The sequence below is a fragment of the Bacillus thuringiensis genome (assembly GCF_001182785.1).
In the GTDB taxonomy this organism is placed as follows: Bacteria; Bacillota; Bacilli; order Bacillales; family Bacillaceae_G; genus Bacillus_A; species Bacillus_A thuringiensis_S.
Genome location: NZ_CP012099.1, coordinates 1,932,586 through 1,956,630, shown reverse-complemented (window position 1 = coordinate 1,956,630; position 24,045 = coordinate 1,932,586). Strand labels below are relative to the sequence as shown.

Below are 24,045 nucleotides of genomic sequence, written 5' to 3'. Positions count from 1 at the left end.
CTTCTCGGTTTTATTTATTCTATCGTTGTAATTTCATTTGAATTATAAGTATGGATACCCGATTCTTCTCGCAGCGCGGTTATATACATCCCTTTCGCCACATCTTTAGCTGAAATTGGTTTATACTTTTTGAAAGCCCCTTTAAAAATAAAAGGAATAATACGAGATAACTTTTCAGCCATTCGTTCGCCGAAACGAAATTCTTGTCGGTTTCCTACTAATAATGATGGTCTAAAAATGTGAATACCACCGATCACTAACTTTTGCAATTCTTCTTCCATTTTTCCTTTCACTTGTGAATAAAAGAAAAATGATTTAGGATTCGCTCCCATAGAAGACACAACAAGGAAATTTTGCACCCCTTGTTTTTCAGCTAAACAAGCAGCTCGTAACGTATATTCATAATCTACTTTTTTAAAATTTGCTTTTGTTTTTGCTTTTTTTATTGTTGTTCCTAAGCAACTAAAAACATCATCCACAGCAAAGAACTCTTTATATTCCTCTAATACCGAAAAATCAACTTGTTTCTGCTGTAACTTCTCATGTTGCAATTGCATTGGCTCTCTTACAAAAATAGTAACCGAATCGTAGTAATCTGATTCAAGTAATAGACGCGTTATCTCTTGTCCAACTAAACCACTTGCACCAAGTATTAACGCTGTTCGCTTATTCATATATGCATATACCTCTTATTTTACTTTTCTCTCCTTCAGTAAAATACAACCTTTAGGAGTTTCCTGCTCTTATTTTACCACAAGTAAAACACTATGCGTACGCATAGTGTTTTACTCACTCTTTTTTCTCATCTCTCTCTTGTAATTTCGTTATTGTTGTAGCGTCCCCTAAATTACTTATTAATCTTCTTAAAAAAATTAATACGAAAGATAATGGCAATACTACCGCTAATATTAATAAAATAGCTTCCATTAAGTAACCCAAGCGCTCATCCCCCTCTTTAACCTCCTTTTCAATATATGAAAACAGCGTTGTCACATATGCATGCATTTGCAAAAATAATACACTTATATTTGACAACTTTATAACAAAAACAAATCGGAATGATTATTATTTATTGCAACTTTATTAAAGATGTATTATACTAAGTTCGCAAACTAAAACGTAATTATTCCGTTTTGTATTAAAATGATATTTTTCTTCTATAATTGGGGAAAATATATCCGTAAAAAAGAAAAGAGGAGAACTTCATGCCTAAAAGATTGACTATATTTTCATTCTTACTTATTTTTACCTTAATTTTCGCTGGCTGCTCAAATAAAAAAGAAAGTAATGCCAAGAAAGATGGAAAGCTAACAGTTTATACAACAATTTTCCCACTTGCTGATTTCGCAAAGAAAATCGGTGGCGCCTATGTAAATGTTGAAGCAATTTACCCACCTGGTGCAGATTCACATACATTTGAACCAAGTCAAAAACAAACAGTACAAGTTGCAAAAGCCGATTTATTCGTTTATAACGGCGCTGAATTAGAACCATTTGCTGAAAAAATGGAAAAAACATTACAAAAAGAAAATGTTAAAATTGTAAATGCATCTAAAGGTATTGAGCTTCGTGCTTCTACTGAAGAAGAGCATCATGATCATGGAGATGGCCATAAAGAAGATGAACACCATCACGATAAAGACCCGCATATTTGGTTAGACCCTACTCTAGCAATGAAACAGGCAGAAAAAATTAAAAATGCACTTGTAGAATTACAACCTGAACATAAACAAGAATTCGAAAAAAACTTCGCAGCACTTCAAACTAAATTTACTGATTTAGACGATCAATTTAAGGCAGCTGTAGCGAACGCAAAAACGAAAGAAATTTTAGTTTCTCATGCTGCCTATGGTTACTGGGAACAACGATACGGCCTAAAACAAATTCCTATCGCTGGAATTTCAGCTTCTGATGAACCATCTCAAAAACAGCTTGCTGATATTACAAAAACAGTAAAAGAACATAATCTAAAATATATTTTATTCGAAACTTTCTCTACTCCAAAAGTAGCATCTGTTATTCAAAAAGAAACTGGTACAAAAGTTTTACGCTTAAATCACTTAGCTACTGTTTCTGAAGATGATGCAAAAAATAATAAAGATTACTTCACTTTAATGGAAGAAAACGTAAACACATTGAAAGAAGCAACAAACTAATACATTATATTTTCTAGGCAGCTGAATCTAGTATTCAGCTGCCTTTTTATGTATTTATCCTTGACTTGACCAAAATAACAAGTAAAATTATCCATATTAGCTTTAAAGCTATATTAATTTAGAAGGCGAGTTGGAATTATGAATCTTCACATTTGTGAAGTAACAGCAAAAAATTGGCGTTCAGTAGTTGCTTTAGACGTCGCAAAAGATCAGCAACAATTTATTGAAAGTAACGCGTTTTCTTTAGCAGAATCATTATATGAAGGAAACGGAACGTCAGTAGGTTTATATGATGGAGAAACACTTGTAGGTTATGCAATGTATGGATGGTATTCAGTAAAACATAAAAGTGTATGGCTCGATCGCTTTATGATTGACCAACAATATCAAGGAAAAGGATACGCAAAACGTTTCCTTCGCTTACTCATTCAATTCTTACAAGAAAAATTTGAATGCAAAATAATTTACTTAAGTTTACATCCAGCCAACAAACTTGCAATGGGACTTTATGAATCATTTGGTTTCCGATTAAATGGTGATATTGATGATGAAGGTCCAGTTGTAGGTGTTGTAATGGAGTTACTAATAGACGAAAATACAAGCCTGTGAAAACAGGCTTTTTATTATACATGTATCAATTTTTAGTTTCTTTCCCTTATTTAATTCTGTTTTGTAATCTAATAGAATGCTCATAAAAAATAAGCCTGCAATTTACGCAGACTTATTTCACACACTCTTCAAAATGTTCTTGGAACCACTCTTTATTAATATCTCTTCCGATGAAAACTACTTCACTTATACGCTTTTCGCCCTCTTGCCACTCTCTATCGTACGAAGCGGCAAATAACGTATGTACACCTTGGAAAACGATACGTTTATCTACTCCGTCTATCGATAAAATTCCTTTGTAACGATATAAATATTCTCCTAGCTCTTGAACGACAGCTGACATCCACTCATTAAGCTTTTGTAAATCCAGCGGACGTTCTTCACGTAATACAAATGATTTCACACCTTCTAAGTGGTTATGTTCTTTATGAGGGTAAATTTGCAACGTATCTTTCGTTTTAAACGTTTGGATTTGTAATAAAGATGGTATATCTACCTCACAGTTAGTCGCCTCAATTAACTTTACAGTCGGGTTAATTCCTTGAATTTCATGCAAGAGATTTTCTTTCTCACTCTCTTCAATTAAGTCTAATTTATTTACTAAAACGACATCAGCAAACGCAATTTGCTCTTTTGCTTCTAATCCTTTTTCAAAATGTTTATGTATATGATAACTATCTACCACCGTTACAACACCATTAATTTGGTATGCAGATTGAATGACTGGATCTAAAAAGAATGTTTGAATAATCGGCCCTGGATTTGCAAGGCCAGTCGTTTCAATTACTAAACCATCAAAATCCATTTTCCCTTCCGCTTTTACGTCCAGTAACTGTTTTAAAGCAACGAGTAAATCTTCACGTACAGTACAGCATAAACAGCCATTTGTCATTTCCATAATTTCTTCTTCTACATTCATAATCAACTGATTATCAATGCCAATTTGCCCTATTTCATTTACAATCACCGCTAATTTCTTACCGTGATTTTCTGATAAAATACGATTTAATAAAGTCGTTTTCCCTGATCCAAGAAAACCAGTTAATATTGTTACTGGAATCATTTCGTACATCTCCTTCTAGCTATATGTTTCTACATTATAGCATATGAACACTCCCCCACTTAGCAAATCTTGAAGTGGGGGTTTCTAACGTTTCGACCTAACGGACGATTAACGTCAGGGGAGTTAACACATTAGCGAGCTGTTTCACGCCTAACCCCTCTATCCCATTTGTCCATGCATTTGGGATTACCTTTCGTAAAATGTTAGCCGCAGCATTTACATCTGCATTAATTAAAGTTTTATTTGCTGAACGATATATGCCGCGCTCTATTCGTTTTCCTGAAAAAGTTGTATTTTGGTCATTTTCTCCATACGTTGGAATGAAGTCTTTATCCAGAAAACTTGCTTTCGATGTATATGATTCTTCAGTTACAACAACTTGAATGCCTACAGCATTTGCTTTGTATGTAATCATTTGAATCAATAAACTATGTGGGATATGACAAAACGTTTGGTTATTTCTTTTTCCCATATTCGTTTCTTGTTTCCAACTTTTGTTTTGACCAATAACAATTTTACAAACTTCTTCTTGAGCTAGTTTTACGATATGGTGACTAACTTTATGGAAGACGTCTTTTATTTTCAAGTAACGTTTTTGATGAAGTTTTTCTATCCTTTTAGAAGTAAAAGGCCCTTCATTCGTTTGTTTTCCATTTCTAAGAACGCTTGTAAAATGACTCTTCATTTTGTTGTAATATTGATTTATGCTTTTGACATGTTTGCCCTTAACAAGGACAGGTTTCATACCTGTGTTTGTTACGATGATTGCAAGGTTATCAATCCCTAAATCAATACTCATATAACGAGCATTCTCTTCAATCATTTGTTGTTCAGAAGGAACATCAATTACCAATTCCACTACATATTCATTGTATTTTGGAATCACACGAACTTGTTTCAGTTTACCCTCAGTGAAACCTAGTTTCCCAATATTTAATTGCAATTTCGTCTTTGGAAACTTTAAAAATCTATCGTTTTTAATGATGCAATCTTGGTTTGTATACAGAATCTCTTTTTCAGAAGAACGAATATACTTTGGAATTCTAGGCGGTCCAGCATATTTGTTTGGATTCTTTTTATAGTCTTTTAAACTAGCAAAAAAAGATTTCCAATTTTGGAACAAACCTTTCATGATTGACTGGCTACATTGCGTAGGCAAAGCTCGATAATCATTTTGAATCATAGCCTTAAATAGTGCATCTAGAAAGTTGTAATCTACATAAGGTTTTTCAAAATTAGGTTTTGAAAACAAATTACATGTAATCTCTTTCTGTTCTTCTTTAGGCTTTAATTTCTCTTTTTCCAATTTCTTCTGATAGGCAAGACGTTGTGTGTCATTCATCTTACCAATATTTTTATGAATATGATCCAGAACTTCTTTTTGCAAAGGCTGCAACTCTTTTTCTTGCGTTAATCCAGTGTACACCTGGCGTATATAAAAGTTTGTGGTGTTGTACATGTTCTTAGCGTTATGACAACATTCTTGAAAATAAGAATACATACGATGCCCTTTTTTAATCCAGATTTGAAGAGTTTTATAGTTTGATGGATTTTCCTTTGTCATTTTATTCACCTCCTGTTAAGGATATTATAGCAAAAACGGAACATACGTTTCTGTTTTTGCTTGAAAATAAAATATTTCTTTCGATTCACCTCACCACCTTCATTTACGTTTAGAGGTGGGAGTCCTCTCGAAAGGCATGATAGAAAAAATCGTTTTTATAGCAAAACATATTTATTGTATGTACACCCCCAAAACTATATAATAATACGTAGTAAGAAAGCCTTTTCAAAATAATAATTATTCATCAAGGGGGTACTTATAATGGAACGAGTTCAAATGAATGAAACGCTAGAATTCTCTCGTATTATTCAAGGATTTTGGCGTTTAGCAGAATGGAATATGACGAAACAAGAATTACTTTCTTTCATTGAAGATTGTATGGATATGGGAATTACTACTTTTGATCACGCTGACATTTACGGCGGATATACGTGTGAAGGATTGTTTGGAGAAGCTTTACAATTAAAGCCTTCCTTACGAGACAACATGCAAATTATTACAAAGTGTGGAATCGCTCCCCCATCACCGAAATTTCCAGAGCGATATGTTGCTCACTACAATACTAGTGCAGAGCACATTATTCAAAGTGCAGAAGCATCACTAAAAAATTTACATACAGATTATATTGACGTATTACTTATTCATCGTCCCGATCCTTTTATGGATCCAAATGAAGTGGCAAAGGCATTTTCACAATTAAAACAAGAAGGAAAAGTTCGTCACTTCGGTGTATCTAACTTCTTACCTTCACAATTTAATATGTTAAGTTCGTACTTAGATTTCCCGCTTATTACGAACCAAATTGAAGTTTCTGCATTGCAGCTTGAGCATTTTGAAAAAGGGACAATTGATTTATGCCAAGAAAAACGAATCAATCCAATGATTTGGTCACCTCTTGCTGGTGGGGAAATTTTTACTGGTCAATCCGAACGTGCCGTACGTGTACGCGAAACTATGCAAAAAGTTGCTACTGAGCTAGGTGTTTCTAGTATCGATACGGTTATGTATGCTTGGTTACTTGCTCATCCAGCTAATATGATGCCAATCGTTGGCTCTGGTAAATTAGATCGCGTAAAAACGGCCGCTCTTGCTACAAACGTTAACTTAGATCGTCAACAATGGTTTACAATTTTCGAAAGCTCTAATGGACATCCTGTACCATAATACACAAAAAGAAGAGCTGTTTCTGAAGTGACCCCTAAAAGTTAGACACGGTTATTTCATTAGGCAGCTTGATAAAAGTGAGTCCGGTATTGTACCGGGCTCATTTTTAATTTTGCCTTAATCCGTTTCGTATTATAATAATCTATATATTTTTCTAATTCTATTTTAAAGTGCTCTACATTTTCAAATTCTTTTATGTAGAGGAACTCCGACTTCATAATCCCAAAGAAATTTTCTATTACTGCGTTGTCGTAACAGTTTCCTTTTCGAGACATACTCTGGACGATAGCTCTTGATTCAAGTGTCCGGACGTACTGTCTCATTTGATAATGCCATCCTTGATCCGAATGCATCAGTAGCTGGTGGGTTTCGGGTAAACGTTCCAATGCTTTCTCTAACATGTCTGAAACAAGCGAATACGTCGGTCTAGAACCAATTGTATAGGTAATAATTTCACCATTATACAAATCTAATACAGGTGATACATACAGTTTTTCTCCAAACAATTTAAACTCTGTGATGTCTGTTATCCACTTTTGATTCGGTGCATCTGTATGAAAATTACGCTCTAAAATATTAGGTGCAATTCTACCGACTTTTCCTTTATAGGATTTATATTTCTTCATACGCACAACACACTTTAACCCAAGCTCTTTCATAATGCGCTGAACCTTCTTGTGGTTCACTTTCTGGCCACGATTCGTTAATTCATCACGAATGCGACGGTAACCATAACGACCTTCATTTTCCTCATAAATCGCTTTAATCTCAGCTTTCAAATCGGCATCTACATCTGGACGATTCATTTTCTTTACTAAATCATAATACGTGCTTCGAGGAATAGTAGCTAGCTCCACGAGTGCCTTGACCGAATATTTATGCCTTAATTCATAGACTACTTGCGCTTTGTCTTGTTTTGTGATTTTTCCTTGTTTTGAACTAAGGCATTTAACTTTTTTAAGTACTCATTTTCCATCTCAAGCTGTTTAATGCGTGCTTCAAGTGCTTCGACTGATCCTTCAGCTAAAGGTTGTTTCAATTGTTTATTTGAATCTTTTTTCATGGATGGACGCCCCTTTTTCTTAGATTGAAGGGCATCAATTCCTTGTGTTTCGAGCTGTTTTTTCCAAACAGAAATCGTTGAAGGGGCAGGAATATTAAAGATAGCTGCCGTCTCAAATAAGGACATACCGTTTTCAATCATAAAGTTTAGTACGTCTAGTTTAAATTGTTGTGTGTAATTTGTACATCGTTTTAGAAAAGCTTCCAGACCATTCTGTTTATATTGGTTTACCCAATTCAAAATGATTGTGTCACTTATACCGAGCGATCTACCCAGTTCTCGATAACTTTCATTTCCGTTCAAATAACGTAGAACGATTTGTATTTTTTCATCAGCTGTAAATTTAGCCATAGAAAAACTGCACCTCCAATTGTTAGACTGTGTCTAACAATTGGGGTGCAGTTCATTTCTTTACAGCTCTTCTTTTTTATATGTATTTCTCGTCATTGCAAATACACACATATCCCTTAATCCATTTCCATCTACCGCAACACTCGCACTTTCTAACGTACCTTCTAACTTAAAGCCTAATTTCTCAGGTATCGCTCTACTCTTCTTATTTAAAGAATCACAACGAATTTCTACACGGTTTGCTTTCAATTCAGAAAAAGCGTAATCCGTTATACCTTTCGCAGCCTCTACCATATAGCCTTTTCCGCTAAACCTTGTATCAATCCAATATCCGATTTCAAATTGAGGTATATCCCAATTAATACGATGTAATCCGGCTGAAGCAATAAATTCACCTGTTTCTTTCGAAAATACTAGTAATCTTAAATCCTCACGTTGCAAAAATTGAATATGCGATTTTCTAATACTCTCTTCTATTTCTTCCTCTGTTTGCTCTTTTTGTGCAAAAACCATCCAAGGTTTTAGTTCTTGTATTGAAGCTTGAATTGCATCATATACAACTTTACCATCTCTTGGTTTCGGCATTCGAATAAAAAGCCTGTCAGTATAAAATTCAGAAGGAAAATCGAATAATAACGGATTCACTGTAAACACTCCCTATAATTCTTTTATATATAATAATATCCATCTCAAGTTATATAGTAAAGAATTTTCTGAATTAAACACATTTTACTCATTCACTTCCATCGCTACACGAATTCCAGATTCAATCGCACCTTGAATCCATCCGTGATATAGCGTTGTATGATCTCCAGCGAAGAATATTCTCCCCTCTGGTTTGACAATCACTGGTTGTAGCTCAGATTCTTGACCTGCTTGAAAAAGCGCAAATCCTCCAAGCGCATACGGATCCAATGTCCAGCTTTTTGATATTCCAGATATGAACTCATCATACACTTGACCACCTAATATTGTTGCTAAGTTGTGTAAGGCGTAATAAATACGATCGCCTTTTGATAAACCATCCCATAACAATGCGTCATAAGACCATGTATAGCTACCTAACATCATAGCAGGTCCTTTTTCTCCAATTCCATAACTTGGATAATAGGCATAACGAATTGGCAAATCTGTTATAATTCTGCCACCTAATTGTCCTTGTTCTTCCCAAAATCGGCTTTTAAATTGAATTCCTATTTTCGTCGCAGGCATGTAATGCAATTCACGAATTGCTTTCCATTTTTCATGAGATATAGAATCAAACGGATCTACTTCTACAAAACGCATTGTCGAAAACGGGATAGTAACAATAACTAAATCTCCTGTAATACTACTATATTCAAAAGTTTCCTCGTTCCGATAGAAAGCTGTCACACCATTATCGTGTTGATGTAACTTCATTAATTTTTGATTATATATAATATTTTCTTCTAATTGCGGTAAAAATGACTTTGGTAATCTATCATTCCCGCCCACAATTTCACAAAATCCGCTCTCCTCTTGCATAATGTATAGAAAGCGTAAAGTCTCTACAAACGACCGTTCTAAAAAACCTTCTAGATCTAATAGAACACCGATCATCTCAATTGTTACTGGCGAAAAGTAAGTATTATACTGATAAGGATGATACTTCAAAAATTGTCCTGTGGAATATCTCCCAAAATCCTTCACTACAACATCCCAATTTTTCTCTGGATTTCTTTTAATAAAATTTATTATCGGCTGTACTGCTAGTAACAATAGTTCTTCAGACGTTTTTCCCACTTCGTTCATTTCCACAGGATACCTTAAAATACTCGGATCCTTTTCATATTGTTTCAACGTCGTTTTCCGTCCATTTACATAGATAATATCCGTCTCATTCCTATTAATAAAAGGACTCACCTGTAGCCCAAACTTTCTTATATATGCCATCGTTAATGTATGTGTATACGGAATTCTCATTGCTCCGACATCTAAATATAATCCGGTATCTTCCATTCTAACTGTCTCTATACGGCCACCTACCCGGTTGTTTGCTTCAAAAATTTTCACATCATGTCCTGCAGCCTTTAATAAAGATGCTGAAACTAATCCAGCCATACCAGCTCCCACTACAATAATTTGTTTTGGACTTATCGTCTTCTTCAATCCTTTATCTATAACTTTTAACGCTTCATCCATTTCAGTGTTATACATTATATCTTTCTGCACAATTCCACCCCTTACTTCATCAAATAGACGTTAGTGGTTTAGTGCATTTTATTCATAGATCCCCATAAACATAACACTATTGAAATTTGAATATTCACTAAAAGTACATAAGAGACAGATTTCATATTTCTTTATGCCTCGTATAATATAACAACCGCAACGAAGGAGTAACTAAAAAATGAAACATACTTATGATTACCACGCTACAAAAAAGCATTTAGAATTAAAGAAACAAAACTTATGTAAAAAACTTAGCAATATGACACTATCTGAAAAAGAACGTGAACAGCTAAAATGTGAAATTGACAACTATGAATATATTTTAAATCTGGTCGAAATGAATCATTATGAACGCGGATTTTCTCGTTAAAAGCGGAAATAGGATTATCCACTTTTCATTTTGAGCATTTCACTACGCATTTTTCATAAGTAAATATATAATAGGATGTACATTAAGATTGAGAGGTATATTCTATGATCAAGTTAAGTGTATTAGACCAATCACCTATTTCAGATGGTAGCACAGCAGCCCAAGCTTTTTCACATACAGTTACGCTTGCACAAGAAGTTGAAAAACTCGGATTCACACGTTTTTGGGTATCCGAACATCATAATTCCGTAAGCTTAGCTGGTTCAAGTCCAGAAATACTTATTTCTCATATTGCCGCGAAAACGGACCGTATTAGAGTCGGTTCAGGTGGTGTTATGTTACCGCATTATAGCCCATATAAAGTCGCTGAGAATTTCCGCGTTTTAGAAGCACTGTATCCAAATCGTATCGATCTCGGTGTTGGTAGAGCTCCTGGTGGTATGCCAATAGCAACTCGCGCACTTCAAGAAGGGAAAATGGTATCACTTGATCAATATCCAGAACAAATTGCAGACGTTGCAATGTACATACATGATCAAGTACCAGAAAACCATCACTATGCAAACTTAAAAGCCACTCCAGTTATCCCAACATCTCCTGAAATGTGGATGCTCGGTTCTAGCGGAGAGAGCGCTAAAATTGCCGCAAACAACGGAGCTTCTTTCGCATTTGCGCAATTTATTAATGGATTCGGAGGTCCTGAAGTTATGAAGGCTTACCAAGAACAATATCAGCCTTCATTTTTAGGAGATAAACCAAAGTCAATCGTTTCTATTTTTGTTATATGCGGAGAAACAAATGAAGAAGCGGAAAAAATTGCTTCTAGTTTAGATTTATCAATCTTATTATTAGAGCAAGGAAAACGAACTACTGGTACACCTTCTATCGAAACTGCTCAAAATTATTCATACAGTGCTTATGATTTATTCCGTATAAAAGAAAATCGTCAACGTATGATTGTTGGTGATCCGTATTCTGTAAAAGAAAAAATAATAAACTTAAGCAAAGCATACAATACTGACGAATTTATGATTGTCACGATTACCCATCAATTTGAACATAAATTAAAGTCTTATCGCCTACTTGCAAATGCTTTTAATTTATAACTCTAAAAAGAGATGCATCACATATGATGCATCTCTTTTTCTTACTACTTATTGTTTTTATTTCCTATATATTCAATAGCTTCTTTTAATAGTTCATCAAAGTTAATAGGATAATCATGATCTAAGTTAGGCACAACTTTATACTTATGTTTTATATTCTTATCTCTTAATAATTGTACAAATTGCTGCGTGGACTCGAAACAATCTTCATCTTGATCCCCGCATACTATATATCCTTTTATATGTTTATCCTGCAGCACTCTTAGCAACTCATCCCATTCTTCAATCTCAGGAAGCCATGGTGCCATAAAAATAAAACCATCCACATCTATATCTTTTTGTAAAATCGTATATAAAGCTACTCTTGCCCCTGCAGAAAAACCACCAATGATTACATTTTCTACTGTATGATTTTCTATAAACTTATTGTAATGCTCTTTTAATTCCCCTTTCCCTCTCTCAAGATCATCCCAAACAAATCCATCTGAAAACTGAATTTGTGAAGACTGTGGTAAAGCTAACGTGTAATCTTGTGTCAAAACTGATTTCCAATATGGCTCTGCTATTTGAATATTTTCTTGGTCACCGTGTAATGTAAGTAGTAGATTTCCCTCTTTCTTGCTGTATATATATTTCACGTCTGGTCTTTCCGATTTATGTGCTAATTCTTCTCTTTCTTTACATAATTGAACCATTGTATGAAATTCTTCAAATTTATGTAGTGATTTTAAATCATCGTCCGAAATTAAATACTCATTTCCATACCAGAACCCCTTTTCTATAATGGCCTCTCTCATTAAATGTAATGCTTCTTTTTCAAGTCCCGATGCACTTGCGAGCGCATACTTAAAATTATATATTTGCGCCTCATTCCCTATTACACCTGTAGCATTTTCCATTATATAATTGTACGCTTCAAAACTTCCTTTATTTGCATAACAGCGTAACGTTTCATTTAATAATTGAATGTAAGTCATACTATTTTTCATATACCAATTCCCCCGAAACCTATTATAATATTTATTTTTCAAATCTTTATACCATTTTGTATAGCCCACGCTAACAATACCTTATTCTCAGAATGTTGCTTAATAGTTACTCTTCCCTTTCCAATATATTTAGTATAAATAAGAATAAACTGAAAAATCAATATTTTAACAAACAAAAAAAGACAACAATATATGTATTGTTGTTTTCATTACGTCTACCCGCTCTTTTGTTTTTTTCTATCTGGTTTACTTGAAACTAAATAATGTTTTTCTGAAATATATAAGTCTCTTTTTAAGCTACGATTTAAGTAAGGTCCTAGTTTCATTCCGCATATGAGGCGATCTTCGCTACCTTCAACAATTGGGAACATTTCTTTTTCTGTTACGTATTGATCTACTGCCTTTTGTACGACATCAATTTCTTTCACTAGGTTTAAATTTTCTGCTGTATGTTCAAATACCTCAAGCGTTTCCTTCGTTATGAGAAAATCATTTGTTGGAAATGCAGGTAAATACGGTTTTAACAAATCATAATTTACTGTATAGTCTTCATTTACTAATACTGTATAAACGATATTAGCATTCGTTTCTAAAAACTGAGCCATCGCTTGTTCTAATTCATCTTTCGTAATTTCCCGCTCTTCTTTTCCAGTTCTGAAAAAGCGAAACATCGCATCGCCTCCTTTTTACTATATTATAGCATAAAAGAAAACTGAAAAATCATAAAAAAACCCATTGAAATAATTTTTCAATGGGTTTTATATTTTTTATCGTTATTTTAAGAATGCACTTAGCATCCATACATGTTGTTCTAATGTTGTATGAATTGCTAACAGCATGTCAGCTGATGTTTCATCGCCAGCTTCACCCGCAACTTCCATACCTTCTTTTAATTCTTGAATAAGTGCAGAATAATCATTCACTAATGTTTGCACCATTTCTTCTGCAGATTCTTTGCTTGTCCCTTCGCTGACACTAGATGTTGCAAGATATTCTTTCATTGTCGCTAACGGTTTACCTTCTAAAGCTAAAATACGTTCTGCTAACTCATCAATATACGTTCCAGCTTCATTATAAAACTCTTCAAATTTCTCATGTAATGTAAAGAAGTGTGGCCCTGTCACATACCAGTGATAATTATGTAGTTTCACATATAACACATTCCAGTTTGCTACCTGCTTGTTTAATACTTCAACAACATTTGTTTTCGTACTCATACAATCCACTCCTCTTATCATTTTGTAATGTTTATCTTTTAATAACCTAATTACATTTTACCATACATTCCCTTTCCTTTCGAACAATCGGCTTATATGTAACAAAGTTTTAACACCTTTAATACTTCCCTAATATCATTTAATTCATGTATTTTTTCAAACACTTCATACGTCTAATTGTCCAAGCTCATACATATGCATAATAGTACATCAAGCTCATCATAGTAGAAAGAGGGATAACATGGACAATCAACAATGGCAAGTAGCAAAGAAAGTAGCTGCTACTTATATCGGAACTGTCGTTGGAGCTGGATTTGCTACTGGACGAGAAATTGTTGAATTTTTCACAGTGAATGGATTATACGGGACAATTGGCATATGTGTAAGTGGATTTTTTTTTATTTGGCTCGGCACAAAGATGATGTTACTTTCATCACAAATCGGGGCATTTTCAGCGCAAGAATTTAACAAATATTTATTTGGGGATGTATTTGGGAATGTTGTAAACACATTATTATTACTCGTTTTATTCGGCGTAACGAGCGTTATGTTATCAGGGGCTGGTGCAGTATTTGAAGAGCAACTTCGCTTACCAAGACAACTCGGTATTCTCATTACAGTTATCGCTTGTCTCATTATAAGTAGCCGCGGATTACAAGGTGTTTTTGAAGTAAATACACTTGTCGTACCTATTATGATGATTTTTATTATCGGACTTGCTATTACAACCTTTTTTCACGGTACACCTTCCATTAATAACACTATTCCTGCAGAGAGTTGGAATATGAAATGGATTACTAGCCCTATTACATATGTCGCCTTAAATCTTTCTCTCGCCCAAAGTGTTCTCGTCCCATTAGCCAGTGAAGTAAAGGATCGAAAAGCCATTTTTTGGGGTGGGATTTTAGGTGGTGCTGGACTTTCTTTAATTTTATTATGCAGCCATTTAGCAATCTTATCAGTTGATCAATTTTATCAATATAACATCCCAATGGCTGAAGTCATAAGAAGATTTAATGCAACTTTTCACTTCTTCTTCGTTCTCATTATTTTCGGTGAAGTTTTCACAACTTTAGTTGGTAATGTGTTCGGAATGACAAAACAGATGCAATCTATTACCGGGTGGAAAAATAACAATATTATTTTCTTCATTTTACTAATTAGTTATTGCTTTAGTTACATCGGTTACAGTGACTTACTTCACATTCTATATCCTATCATCGGATGGGTAAGTATTGTTATACTTCCAATCATTGCGTTTAAACAACTTCAAAAAACATAAAAAAGCATCCATGTTATTGGATGCTTTTTTATGTTCATTCACAATCATCACATACTTCCCAGTACGGCCCCATTTCTAATGCTAAATATGGCTTTAATTGCAACCGAATCATTCGACTAGGCATGCGCTCTAAAACAAATTGAATACCTTCTTCATCTTCGTCTAATTCAACTTTTGAAATCACAATTCTTTGTATAGTCGTAATGGGAATTCCATCTTTATATAAAGTGATTTTCACCTCATCGTATTCATTAAAATACAATTCGACACTCATTTGATTTTTCAGTATTTCATCAACAATTTTATATGTATCATTTTGTTCTTGGATTATATATTTCCATCCGCCTCTATCTTCTTTCGGAGCTGTTTGAAATAATGTCTCCAAATCCTCGTATAGCATAAGATAACCCCTCTCTTACTAAAAAACGATGAGTATTTTATATACCCTTTATCTCTATCACTATCCATAGCTATTGTACCATATATCACCGTTCTTACCGTATTCATTTGCTTTATAAATACTTATAAAATAACTAACTCTATCTCCATTATTATGTATATTACCTCATTACTCCATACACTCTTACAAGTTCAAATAACGTCAGACTTTAATCCATACAAATATTGTCTACTCTCTTCTTTTATTAGCTCACAGCATTCACACTTATATATAGTAAGACTAACACAAATAAAAAAGGAGCGTGACTTATACCACTCCCCTTAAAAGAACTTCCCTATAGCTGCTAAAACTAATACGATTATTAAAATTGCAAATAATAATGAGACAATGAAACTAAAAATAGGTAACGCTTTCTTTTCATTCTTCTTAAATAGTAACTTTAAACTAAGAAAAATATTTACTGGTACAAGTATAAAATAAAAATATTTAACAATTTGTACCGAGCTATTCGAAAGTGTTTTTAATATAAACACTTCAATTAGAAAAACAATAAAAAATGAAATACTTAGCCAAAATGAGACGTAACTAAGCCAAGAATGTCTTTTTGTCCCCCAATACACTCCCATAATACTCTCCTTTTATTTGTATTCTATACGTTAATAATTATACACAAAGCTAACAAATACCTCTATTTTTCGACAAACATTATGCAAAATGCCATTTTAAACGTCATAAAGGAAGTCTACATCCCTATTTGATTTTACACAATAAAACAGACTACCCTCTAGTGGCATAATGCTACTAGGGGATAGTCTGTTCTCTATTAAACTTTAAATCTGTCAATTAGTCCTTGTAACTCTTCAGCCATTTGAGATAACGTGCCCGCTGCGGATCCAATTTCCTCCATCGAAGCTAGCTGTTCTTCAGCTGAAGCCGCAACATTTTGTGTGCTTGTCGCATTATTTTGCGCTGTCATTGCAATTTGTCCTACCGAGATAGATACTTCATTTGCCCCTTTTGACATTCCATTAGCCGTTTCAACCATCGTCTTAATTTGATTAGCTATTTCATTTGTAGATTGTAAAATTTCAGCAAAGTTTTGCTTCGTTTCATTTGCGATAACAAGTCCAGATTGAACTTCCTCATTTACATGATTCATAGATTTGACTGTCTTACCCATATCATCTTGTATTTCACATATTAATTTACTAATTTCACTAGAAGATACGCTAGACTGCTCTGCCAATTTACGCACTTCATCTGCAACAATTGCGAAACCTCTTCCATGCTCACCGGCTCTTGCGGCTTCAATCGCCGCATTTAGAGCTAGAAGGTTTGTTTGATCTGCAATATTTTGAATTACTTCTAAAATATCACCAATTTGTTTTGATTTATTATTTAGTAATTGTATAACTGCATCTGATTGTGACACAGATTCTGTAATAGACTGCATCTGGTTTACTGTTCTTCCTACTAATTTCCCACCATCTTCTGCTTTTTCACGAGTATGTGCAGAAGCCGTATTAATAGATGATGAACTATTTGCTACATGTTGAATTCCTTCCGTTACATTAAACAGTAACATAGCGCCATTTTCTACGCTTGTTGTTTGCGTCGTTGCCCCACTTGATATTTCATCCATTGCGATTGTGATTTGCTCAGTCGCTTCACTTGCTTGCCTTACACTTGCAGTTAGCTCTTCTGATGCCGCTGCAACATGCCCAGCTGAATCGTTAATTCTTCCGATTAACGTCCGTAACGAATTCGTCATCTCATTAAAGCCTTTAGCAAGTTGGCCGATTTCATCATTAGAATGAATTTCAATTGTTTGCGTTAAATCCCCCTCACTTATTTCTTTAGAGGTAACAACTAATCTCTTTAAAGGCTTCGTAATTGAAAGTGTTACAAAATAAATAAGTGCTCCACCTATTACTAATGAGATAAGCATAACAATTAACATATTATAAAATACAGGTTGAGCAGCTTCAATTACTTCACTTGAGTACATAGTCCCACCAATTTTCCAACCTGTTTTTACATTTGTAGCAAATACCATATTCTTTTCACTACCGCCATAAGAATATGAAAAAGCACCGTGATTATCTTCATAAATTTTCTTTGCCCAAGAATCAGCCGCTTTTTCCCCTGATTTTTCTTGTGGATGAGCAATTATTTTTTGCTTTCCATCTAAAATGAAGGCATATCCTTTTTTACCAATATTAATTAACTTTGATGTTTTTAATAAATTATCTAAACTTAAATCTAGCGCAACAACCCCATTTTTATCTTCTGTTTGTTTTGCGATTGTTACGACAATATGTCCATTTCCTTTTGCCTTATATGGCTCAGTAACAACAATACCACCTTGTTTTGCAACCGCATCTTTATACCAAGAACGCTCTGTTGGATCATAGTCTGCTGCCATTTGTATATTTGGTTCTTGTACAAATTTTTTATCATTTCCGGCAACATATACTTGTTCAACATCTTTATTTAAATTTATATATTGAGATAACATTTTTCTTAATTCATCCTGATTATCTCCTTGATACATATTCCCCTGAATCACCCGTGCAAAATTATTCACATCATTAAATTTTGCATCAATCATTTGATTGATTAAATTATCCAGTATTTTTATATTGTCGTTGGCACTACTCTTAATTTGCGATTCAAAATTCTTTTTGGCTGTTTGATAAGACATGCCTCCGATAATAGACACAGCCGCAATTAAAATTACAAAGAATGAAATTAATAGCTTTTTTGCTACTTTCATATCACGAAACAAATTTAATAGTTTACCCATTATGAACCTCCTAATTTTCAAATTTAAAAGTTAAATTGAGTTAATTATGAATATTTCCCAATCCCTAATTATTATTTTCATAACCTATTATGATGAATACTTTGTAAAGTTTAAACAATTAATTTCCCTTTGTCTATATATATAAATAATATTATTATAAAATTTACAAATAGAAAAAACCAAAGGGGCACCCTTTGATTTTTACATTTTTTTATGTTGTTTAGAAAGCTTTTTCCACTTATCACGCTCTGCTCTGGCAAGGATTGCATCTTGTTTTCTCATAAAATACGCCAGTTCTCTTTGTAATTTTTTATAGCTTTTCAAACGATCTATCGTAATAAGTCCGTTATCAATTGCACTATGCACCGCGCATCCTGGTTCATTCTCATGCTTACAATCACGGAAACGGCATGTTGTCGCAAGTTTTTCAATATCAGAGAATGTTGTTTGAATCGCTTCGCTTCCTTCCCAAAGTTGCAATTCTCTCATGCCGGGAGTATCAATTACGAGAGCGCCACTTGGCAATTGAAATAACTCTCGATGCGTTGTAGTATGCCTCCCCCTACTATCCTCTTCACGTATATCTCCCGTTTTTGCTACCTCAATTCCTATTAGCGCATTTAACAAAGTTGACTTTCCTACCCCTGATGACCCAACTAAAGCAATTGTTTTCCCTGAAGAAACGAATTGTTTCAACGAATCAATACCTGTATGCTCTAAACTATCAACAACGAAAATAGGAACACCAATTGCTATAGCTTCCGTTTCTACAATTTTCTGTTCTACATCATTACATATACTACTCTTTGTTAAAACAATAACTGGCATAGCGCCACTTTCATACGCTAATAATAAATAACGTTCCATCCTTCTAACATTAAAATCATGATTAAGTGCATTTACTAAAAATAAATAATCTACATTTGCTGCTATTACTTGTTCTTCCGTTCGAGTACCAGCCTCTTGTCTAGAAAAAGAGCTTCTTCTCGGAAAAATACGATGAATGATAGCTTTCTTTTCATTCTCTATTTTCTTTATATACACCCAATCACCAACAGCTGGATAATCTCCCTTCGTTACTGCTTCATGCCGAAACTTTCCAGACAGTTCTGCCATATATTCACCGTCATTACAAATAATTCGATATATATGCTTATGCTCAAGTAAAATACGCCCTACTTCAAAGTTCTCTACAGCTTGTTCCTCAAAAAAAGAATCCCAGCCATACGATTCTAAAATATTTTGATTCAAATTGATATCCTCCCTAGTTTAAGCTAAGTGGAAGGATAGTGCGCTCACTTATATCGTTTCGCCCTTTCCATCCACCTTTGTATTTGGTTTATTATTCATATAAGTTATTTTCGCCATAATACATCACCCCGTTCTTATTTTAATTACTCTCATTATATGGAATTCTCCTATAAAAAGCTACATCATTTAACGTAATTTTCAAATAACTCGTTTTTGAGCATTCTAATTTGTCCTCGGTGACTAATTTCATCTTCTAGCACATGAAACCAAAGATAGTGCTGGTTATATACTACACCGTTAGGCCACTTTCTTTCTGACATGAGCCACTCATTACCTTGTTCACTTAAATACTTCAGAGATTCTTCTCGAACACTTTGTAGAAGTTGTACATAATACTGTATTTCATGACCACAGATCGCTCTACCTGCTTCCCCTAAATACAATGCATCTTCCCATATTTCTAATTCTTCTTTTGTAAAGTCACGATCTTGAAATGAAATAAGCTGATGAACTTTTTCAATAGCTGCTATATGCTTTAATAAGGCGCCAATTGAATTTCCATTGCTCTGCATAATTAAATCTAATTGCTCAACTGATAAATTTTTTACTTCGCCTAATGTTACAGCTCTCGTATGCTCAAGCATGCTTACTAATTCCCCTATTTTTTTTGTATAACCATCTACACTTCTTATTCGATAATCTATATTCATATGACGCACCCCTTTCTGCATTCATATTATTGTAAACATGATTCATATAATAGACTAAAATCTATCGAAATTTTCTGTTATAATTAAATTGAATACAAAATATACCCAAACAAACTTTCTCAATATGCTTATATGAAATATTAAAAGGAATCAATATAAAATAATCGAATCTTATTCACTAAAAGGAGTGGATTCGATGGAAATGTATCAATGGCTAACCGCTGTTCTCGTTGGTGGCATTACTGGCTTCGTTTCCCATCTAATCAATAACCAAGGTAAGTTATTGCTTCCACGCCGTTTGAAAACTTTTTTTCACTTTGGATTTTTAACTGATGTTTTTACCGGTAGCCTAGCTGCACTTCTTGGACTCGTTTTATTCGATGTCACCGCAATAAAAGAAATTATAAAAGTATCCATTGTAACTGCTATTTCCGGTCAAACTTTCTTACTACATCAAGCTCTTGGTGGCGAACAGGCTAAAAATACGCAAATTGGGAAAGCTGATGAGAAGATTCAAGAAATTGACAAATTATTGCGACGTTAGTGTATACTTTCTTTTAAAATTATTGTTATAATGAGAAATAAATATTTTCTATTGCGTCGTTTGTCAGGAGAAAGGGTGTTTCGTATGACAAAAAAGAAAATAGAAGATTTCTTAACAAACTCCGAAAAAGAGGAACTGCTAGAAAACTATAAATGTTTACGAGAAGCCCGCACAAAAAGCGAAGCTAACTATTTTGGTGAAGCAGTAAACCATCTATTAAATAAAGCAAAACAACGAATTATTAAAGATGCAGGTATACATGATGAAAATGCTGCAACTGTTCAATCAAAGAGAAAAGCACTGTTTTAGCTACATTAGCTAAAACAGTGCTTTTTATTACAACATTTTTCACATTACTTTCACATCTATTTCACAATTATAAGTACTCCTATATGTTAAACTAGGTATATCCTTTTCCGAGGAGCTATATGCCGATATATAAACCCCTATCTATTTAGGGGTTTTTTATTTTCCCATAATTTTATTACAAATCCTTTTCAATCATACAGCTCAACGACGAATTATTAAAAATACAGCAACTAAGCAATCAAAAAGCAACTTTTAGACTTATCCTAAAAAATTGTTTTTTGATTTGCTAAAACTTTATGATGCAATTCCTTTTTCATTATCTTTACTAATATTTTCACTTTTTCTAAACAGAAATAAAGCTACAACATATAATAACGCAGTAAAGCTACCTACTAGTATAAAATTGTGAGATGTTGCAAATAACATTCCTGCTATTACCGCACCAATCATTTGACCAATGTACATCGAGGCGTTAGCAAGGGCAGCACCTGTTCCCCGTGCTATAGTAGACATGTTTTGTAAATGTCCCATCATTAATACAAACAAAATTCCTGTCACAAAAAATAAAACAAAGAAAAAGAATTCAACAAAAATAAGATTCTTTAAATAGGGAAGTATTACATATAACACTGCCGTAAATACAATTCCACCATAGAAAGAAAGATTGTATCCAATTTTATTTACAAGTCTAGGGCCAAAAATATTACCAGCTAAATTTCCTAATCCTAGTACAAGCATAGCCGTACCTACTTCATGAACCTGTAAGCCAAATTGCATGGAAAGCCATACACCAAAGAATGAAAATGCAGCAAAATTTCCGGTTTGAAAAACAAAGTATGCAAAATAAGAAAGTGAAACCTTTGAATCTGTAAGTAATTGTTTATAACGCTGTAAAATAACTTTTTTATTTCCACCTATATGAACCGACTGTATTTCTGGTAATACAACATAAATAAGAATGACAAGTAGTGCTGATAATATACCAATGAAATAGAATGGGATTGTATAATGTATCGTTGCTAAATAAGCTCCTAGTGGCAGCCCTAAAATTTGAGAGATTGATAACCCTGCTGTTGCAACCCCAATTGCTTTCACAATTTGCTTTTTCTCTATAAGGAGCGGAATGGATGCCCACACTTGTGGAGATACAAAAGCTGCACTTACACCTGCTAAAAATCTAAATGTTAGCATCCATAAAAAACTCGGTGCAATTCCACACAAAAACGTACTTATTGCAAAAAAACTCATACCTAGTACCATCACTTTTTTTCTGTTTAATCCATCTGATATAGGACCAGCGATAAGCGCAAATCCAGCATACCCTAGAGCATACGAACTCACCATCCATCCTGACAGCTCAGTTGAAACATGATACACCTGTTGTAATATCGGCAGCAGTGGTGAAATTAAGAAAGTATCTGTACCGATCATAAACATTATCGTGAAAAATACAGCTAGTACTCTGTTCATTTAGACCTTCTCCTTATATAAACAGAGGGTACTATCCCTCTGTTTCACTAATCTTCTAAAATAGATTGGATTTCTTTCATGACTCTTTCATTCAATGAAACGTGTACCGCTTTCACACTTTCTCTTATTTGCTCTGCCCGCTTTCCACCAGGTATAACAGTATCAATTCCTTCTTTATTTAATAACCATGCTAACGCTAAATGAGACACTTCAATATCATTTTCTTTAGCTAGCCCTTTTAACTTTTCCACTTTCTTAAAGTTACTCTTATATGTATTTTCTTCAAATAGATTTACATTTTGGCGCCAATCGACTTTGTTTAATTTAAAACCTTCTGTATATTTCCCGCCTAATATTCCAAAAGCAAGAGGCCCATATGGAATAAATGAGATACCCGCTTCTATACAATACGGCAACAGTTCTTCCTCAGCCGTACGTTCTAACATATTGTACGGAGATTGTACAACATCTATATGACCATGTTGGTTCGCTTCTTTTAATTGTTCTATATTTACGTTCGATATTCCAATTGAACGAATTTTCCCTTCTTCTTTTAAACGAGTAAGCTCTCCGATTGAATCTATGTAACTTGTTTCAGGATTTGTAAAATGTAAATAATATAAATCAATATAATCAGTCTGTAATCTTCTTAAGCTATTCTCCACAGCATTTCTTAAATAACTTGGTTCATTGTTAATATACGTTTCTCCATTTAATAACGGTTGAATTCCACCTTTTGTAGCAAGTATAAACTTATGGCGTTTTCCCTTTAATACTTCTCCTACCAATTCCTCAGATCTACCGACACCATATGAATCTGCTGTATCAAAAAATGTAATCCCTTGCTGAATAGCTTCTTCTATTAATTGCTTTCCTTCTTCTTCATTCACATTAGCATATAAATTATGTCCCCCTACTGCATTTGTACCTAAACCCAACTTTGAAATATTTAATCCTGCCTTTTGCAATTTTGTATACTTCATTTTTTCTCCCCCTATATTTCTATTGTTCGAATATATTCGAACAATAGAAATATATCACTTTATATGTTATAGTGCAAATATCTTAACTTATACAAGTAGGTGAAATATGCGTACACTCTATCATCCAAATCGAGAAGAAATTCAATTTTCTTCTGTCTTATATGCACTTAGCGATCAAATTCGTTTACAAATTGTAAATATGTTACTAGAGAAAAATGAACAATCTTGTGGTGCTTTAAACATTCCTATTGCGAAATCAACTTTATCTCACCATTTCAAAGTTTTACGTGAGTCAGGTGTTATGTACACACGCCTTGAAGGAACACAACGTTTCATTTCAATTCGTGAAGAAGATTTAAATGCTAGATTCCCAGGTTTGTTACAAGTTGTATTACATGCGACAGAGCCATATTAAAAAACATCTCATATGAATATGAGATGTTTT

The 24,045-nt window shown here is 33.9% G+C and carries 26 protein-coding genes; 9 read left to right on the top strand and 17 right to left on the bottom strand.

Annotated features, from left to right (window positions below):
• Positions 1-14: 14 nt before the first annotated feature.
• Entirely contained in the window at positions 15-674 is a 660-nt protein-coding gene (locus tag AC241_RS10245) for an oxidoreductase (RefSeq protein WP_001042736.1), read from the bottom strand.
• A gap of 115 nt (positions 675-789) precedes the next feature.
• On the bottom strand, positions 790-939 hold the full coding sequence (locus AC241_RS34750; protein WP_000540932.1) for a hypothetical protein: 150 nt from the start codon (positions 937-939) through the stop codon (positions 790-792).
• Positions 940-1,205: 266 nt separating this feature from the next.
• On the opposite strand from AC241_RS34750, the gene AC241_RS10235 reads away from it, so the two are divergent.
• Positions 1,206-2,156 carry a metal ABC transporter substrate-binding protein gene (locus tag AC241_RS10235; protein WP_050843338.1) on the top strand — a complete coding sequence of 317 codons (951 nt, stop codon included), beginning with the start codon at positions 1,206-1,208 and terminating at the stop codon, positions 2,154-2,156.
• A gap of 138 nt (positions 2,157-2,294) precedes the next feature.
• Positions 2,295-2,765 carry a GNAT family N-acetyltransferase gene (locus AC241_RS10230; protein ID WP_050843336.1) on the top strand — a complete coding sequence of 157 codons (471 nt, stop codon included), beginning with the start codon at positions 2,295-2,297 and terminating at the stop codon, positions 2,763-2,765.
• Between the two features lie 112 nt (positions 2,766-2,877).
• Here the strand turns inward: AC241_RS10230 and AC241_RS10225 are convergent, their stop codons facing one another.
• Positions 2,878-3,828: a CobW family GTP-binding protein gene (locus AC241_RS10225; protein ID WP_050843333.1), complete on the bottom strand. Its 951-nt coding sequence runs from the start codon at positions 3,826-3,828 to the stop codon at positions 2,878-2,880.
• 97 nt (positions 3,829-3,925) lie between these two features.
• On the bottom strand, positions 3,926-5,392 hold the full coding sequence (locus AC241_RS10220; protein WP_050843330.1) for an RNA-guided endonuclease InsQ/TnpB family protein: 1,467 nt from the start codon (positions 5,390-5,392) through the stop codon (positions 3,926-3,928).
• A 261-nt stretch (positions 5,393-5,653) separates the two neighbouring features.
• On the opposite strand from AC241_RS10220, the gene AC241_RS10215 reads away from it, so the two are divergent.
• Complete coding sequence (locus AC241_RS10215) at positions 5,654-6,556, top strand: aldo/keto reductase (protein ID WP_016081969.1); 903 nt, start codon at positions 5,654-5,656, stop codon at positions 6,554-6,556.
• Positions 6,557-6,615: 59 nt separating this feature from the next.
• Here the strand turns inward: AC241_RS10215 and AC241_RS32815 are convergent.
• From AC241_RS32815 to AC241_RS10195, 3 genes are all read right to left on the bottom strand, one after another.
• Positions 6,616-7,970, bottom strand: a protein-coding gene (locus tag AC241_RS32815) for an IS3 family transposase (protein WP_155417044.1) whose coding sequence is annotated in 2 segments (ribosomal slippage) — positions 6,616-7,517 and positions 7,517-7,970 — 1,356 coding nt in all. Because the reading frame shifts where the segments join, the coding sequence is not laid out codon by codon here.
• A 60-nt stretch (positions 7,971-8,030) separates the two neighbouring features.
• Positions 8,031-8,615, bottom strand: a complete 585-nt coding sequence (locus AC241_RS10200; RefSeq protein ID WP_050843327.1) for a GNAT family N-acetyltransferase — start codon at positions 8,613-8,615, stop codon at positions 8,031-8,033.
• A gap of 84 nt (positions 8,616-8,699) precedes the next feature.
• Complete coding sequence (locus AC241_RS10195; protein ID WP_048565062.1) at positions 8,700-10,163, bottom strand: flavin monoamine oxidase family protein; 1,464 nt, start codon at positions 10,161-10,163, stop codon at positions 8,700-8,702.
• Between the two features lie 178 nt (positions 10,164-10,341).
• Here AC241_RS10195 and AC241_RS10190 point away from each other — a divergent pair, with 178 nt between their 5' ends.
• Together AC241_RS10190 and AC241_RS10185 are read left to right on the top strand one after the other, a co-directional pair.
• Complete coding sequence (locus AC241_RS10190) at positions 10,342-10,533, top strand: DUF3896 domain-containing protein (protein ID WP_000683366.1); 192 nt, start codon at positions 10,342-10,344, stop codon at positions 10,531-10,533.
• A gap of 104 nt (positions 10,534-10,637) precedes the next feature.
• A complete protein-coding gene (locus AC241_RS10185) occupies positions 10,638-11,639 on the top strand; it encodes an LLM class flavin-dependent oxidoreductase (RefSeq protein ID WP_048565063.1) in 1,002 nt (333 codons plus the stop codon).
• Positions 11,640-11,683: 44 nt separating this feature from the next.
• Here AC241_RS10185 and AC241_RS10180 read toward each other — a convergent pair whose 3' ends face one another.
• The 3 genes from AC241_RS10180 to AC241_RS10170 all read right to left on the bottom strand — a co-directional run bounded on the left by AC241_RS10180 (position 11,684) and on the right by AC241_RS10170 (position 13,845).
• Complete coding sequence (locus AC241_RS10180) at positions 11,684-12,628, bottom strand: alpha/beta hydrolase (protein WP_050843326.1); 945 nt, start codon at positions 12,626-12,628, stop codon at positions 11,684-11,686.
• Positions 12,629-12,843: 215 nt separating this feature from the next.
• Positions 12,844-13,299, bottom strand: coding sequence for a DUF3939 domain-containing protein (locus tag AC241_RS10175; RefSeq protein WP_000488209.1), 456 nt, complete (start codon positions 13,297-13,299; stop codon positions 12,844-12,846).
• Between the two features lie 102 nt (positions 13,300-13,401).
• On the bottom strand, positions 13,402-13,845 hold the full coding sequence (locus tag AC241_RS10170) for a Dps family protein (protein WP_000105199.1): 444 nt from the start codon (positions 13,843-13,845) through the stop codon (positions 13,402-13,404).
• 241 nt (positions 13,846-14,086) lie between these two features.
• On the opposite strand from AC241_RS10170, the gene AC241_RS10165 reads away from it, so the two are divergent.
• A complete protein-coding gene (locus AC241_RS10165; RefSeq protein ID WP_000370209.1) occupies positions 14,087-15,127 on the top strand; it encodes a YkvI family membrane protein in 1,041 nt (346 codons plus the stop codon).
• Between the two features lie 34 nt (positions 15,128-15,161).
• On the opposite strand, the gene AC241_RS10160 is transcribed toward AC241_RS10165, so the two are convergent.
• The 5 genes from AC241_RS10160 to AC241_RS10135 all read right to left on the bottom strand — a co-directional run bounded on the left by AC241_RS10160 (position 15,162) and on the right by AC241_RS10135 (position 20,294).
• Positions 15,162-15,527 carry a DUF3979 family protein gene (locus tag AC241_RS10160; RefSeq protein WP_000965063.1) on the bottom strand — a complete coding sequence of 122 codons (366 nt, stop codon included), beginning with the start codon at positions 15,525-15,527 and terminating at the stop codon, positions 15,162-15,164.
• A gap of 320 nt (positions 15,528-15,847) precedes the next feature.
• Complete coding sequence (locus tag AC241_RS10155; protein ID WP_000539571.1) at positions 15,848-16,153, bottom strand: hypothetical protein; 306 nt, start codon at positions 16,151-16,153, stop codon at positions 15,848-15,850.
• A gap of 197 nt (positions 16,154-16,350) precedes the next feature.
• The gene (locus AC241_RS10145) at positions 16,351-18,333 is read right to left on the bottom strand and encodes a HAMP domain-containing methyl-accepting chemotaxis protein (RefSeq protein WP_050843324.1); all 1,983 of its coding nucleotides are present in this window, start codon (positions 18,331-18,333) and stop codon (positions 16,351-16,353) included.
• A 201-nt stretch (positions 18,334-18,534) separates the two neighbouring features.
• Entirely contained in the window at positions 18,535-19,584 is a 1,050-nt protein-coding gene (gene rsgA, locus AC241_RS10140; RefSeq protein WP_043935047.1) for a ribosome small subunit-dependent GTPase A, read from the bottom strand.
• A gap of 182 nt (positions 19,585-19,766) precedes the next feature.
• Positions 19,767-20,294, bottom strand: coding sequence for a DinB family protein (locus AC241_RS10135; RefSeq protein ID WP_043935046.1), 528 nt, complete (start codon positions 20,292-20,294; stop codon positions 19,767-19,769).
• Positions 20,295-20,490: 196 nt separating this feature from the next.
• On the opposite strand from AC241_RS10135, the gene AC241_RS10130 reads away from it, so the two are divergent.
• Positions 20,491-20,838: a DUF4257 domain-containing protein gene (locus AC241_RS10130; protein WP_000426321.1), complete on the top strand. Its 348-nt coding sequence runs from the start codon at positions 20,491-20,493 to the stop codon at positions 20,836-20,838.
• Between the two features lie 84 nt (positions 20,839-20,922).
• Positions 20,923-21,147 (top strand): hypothetical protein, encoded by a 225-nt coding sequence (locus AC241_RS10125; protein WP_000162602.1) that lies wholly within the window; start codon positions 20,923-20,925, stop codon positions 21,145-21,147.
• A gap of 294 nt (positions 21,148-21,441) precedes the next feature.
• Here AC241_RS10125 and AC241_RS10120 read toward each other — a convergent pair whose 3' ends face one another.
• Both AC241_RS10120 and AC241_RS10115 read right to left on the bottom strand, forming a co-directional pair.
• A complete protein-coding gene (locus AC241_RS10120; protein ID WP_050843322.1) occupies positions 21,442-22,617 on the bottom strand; it encodes an MFS transporter in 1,176 nt (391 codons plus the stop codon).
• A gap of 47 nt (positions 22,618-22,664) precedes the next feature.
• On the bottom strand, positions 22,665-23,600 hold the full coding sequence (locus tag AC241_RS10115; RefSeq protein ID WP_050843320.1) for an aldo/keto reductase: 936 nt from the start codon (positions 23,598-23,600) through the stop codon (positions 22,665-22,667).
• Positions 23,601-23,706: 106 nt separating this feature from the next.
• On the opposite strand from AC241_RS10115, the gene AC241_RS10110 reads away from it, so the two are divergent.
• Positions 23,707-24,015: an ArsR/SmtB family transcription factor gene (locus AC241_RS10110; protein WP_001259903.1), complete on the top strand. Its 309-nt coding sequence runs from the start codon at positions 23,707-23,709 to the stop codon at positions 24,013-24,015.
• Positions 24,016-24,045: the final 30 nt, after the last annotated feature.